The following is a 1,254-nucleotide window of genomic DNA, read 5'->3' as shown; positions in this document are numbered from 1 at the left end:
CCATATCCTGCTTTGGCTGAAATGCTATATCTATCTCGAGATGTGAAGGCAAAATTGCCGAAAGTAACAGCACCAACACTCATCATGCATTCTAGTAATGATGATATTGCGAGTGTTAAATCTAATGCTAAAGTCATTGAAGATAATGTGAGTGGGCCGACCACGTTAGTCTTATTAGAAGATAGCTACCATTTGATTACCATTGATCGGGAGCGAAAATTTGTGATTCAACAAACGGTTGAATTTATCAATGAAACAGTCGGTGTTTTATCAGTATGACTTGGCTAATGATAACTTTGTGGATAGCCAATGTTGCCTTTGATACGATTGGGCAAATTTCGTTTAAATATGCTGCAACAGTACAAGAAGAAGGGCAATCGATCTTTGACTATTGGAAAGGACTGCTGAAAAATATATGGCTTTGGATTGGGATTTTGTCATATATTTTGGAGTTTTTCTTATGGCTAGCATTTTTGACGCTTGTGCCATTGTCGCAAGGTGTTTTATTGGCTTCTCTGAATATCATTACGATCATGCTCGCGGGGCGTTTGCTTTTCAATGAGAAATTGATTCCACTTCGGATCATAGGCATTGTCTTTGTACTGGCTGGCGTGATTGTTGTAGGAGCATTTTGATGAAAAAATTTTATTTGATTGGCTTTGGTATTTTGCTTCTATTTGATACGCTTGGGCAAACAAGTTTTAAACTTGCAGCAATTGCTGCAGAACCCTTAGAATTGGGACTAGAATGGTTTGTTCGTGTGTTTATGAATCCTTGGATTTATATTGCGATTATTGCATACATTGCAACATTTTTTGCATGGATGACATTATTAAAACATGCACCTGTTGGCCCTGCATTTGCGGCCGCGCACATGGAAGTTGTAACGGTGATGATTGTTTCTGTTTGGGTTTTTAATGATGAGATCACATGGCAACGATTAATCGGGGCGATATTGATCATTACAGGCATTATTTTCTTAGCTTTTGCTGAAAAACAGGTATTAGCACAAGAAAAGAAATCACATCAAGAATATTGATATGACCTTATAGTAAAATCTGGCTAATGATTAGCTTTTTTTAAAGCAATTTACCTATAGAATATCCCGCCTGCAGGCGGGATATTTGTATTGATAGGAATGCGGATTAGATTTTTTTCGCTAATTCAACCGCTTTACCAATGTAGTTATGTGGTGTTAATTTTTTCAACTCCACTTTCACATCTTCAGGCAGTTCTAAAGAATCAATGAATAGA

3 protein-coding genes are annotated in these 1,254 nt (G+C 37.2%); all 3 read left to right on the top strand.

Features of this window, described 5'->3' with window-relative positions:
• The coding region (locus BZK14_RS12480; protein ID WP_171973731.1) for an alpha/beta hydrolase at positions 1-279 on the top strand (279 nt) is incomplete at its 5' end.
• The gene (locus tag BZK14_RS12475) at positions 276-635 is read left to right on the top strand and encodes an EamA family transporter (RefSeq protein ID WP_077926792.1); all 360 of its coding nucleotides are present in this window, start codon (positions 276-278) and stop codon (positions 633-635) included. The genes BZK14_RS12480 and BZK14_RS12475, both read left to right, overlap by 4 nt.
• Entirely contained in the window at positions 635-1,039 is a 405-nt protein-coding gene (locus tag BZK14_RS12470; protein WP_077926791.1) for a DMT family transporter, read from the top strand. Before BZK14_RS12475 ends, BZK14_RS12470 begins: the two co-directional genes overlap by 1 nt.
• Positions 1,040-1,254: the final 215 nt, after the last annotated feature.

The organism is Wohlfahrtiimonas larvae (assembly GCF_002006755.1).
GTDB lineage: Bacteria > Pseudomonadota > Gammaproteobacteria > Cardiobacteriales > Wohlfahrtiimonadaceae > Wohlfahrtiimonas > Wohlfahrtiimonas larvae.
The sequence above is the reverse complement of the archived record's forward strand: the minus strand, read 5'-3'. Positions and strand labels throughout refer to the sequence as shown.

Excerpts from the sequence above, each read along its gene's own strand:
- BZK14_RS12475 (WP_077926792.1), top strand. The coding sequence starts at position 276 with ATGACTTGGCTAATGATAACTTTGTGGATAGCCAATGTTGCCTTTGAT.
- BZK14_RS12470 (WP_077926791.1), top strand. The coding sequence starts at position 635 with ATGAAAAAATTTTATTTGATTGGCTTTGGTATTTTGCTTCTATTTGAT.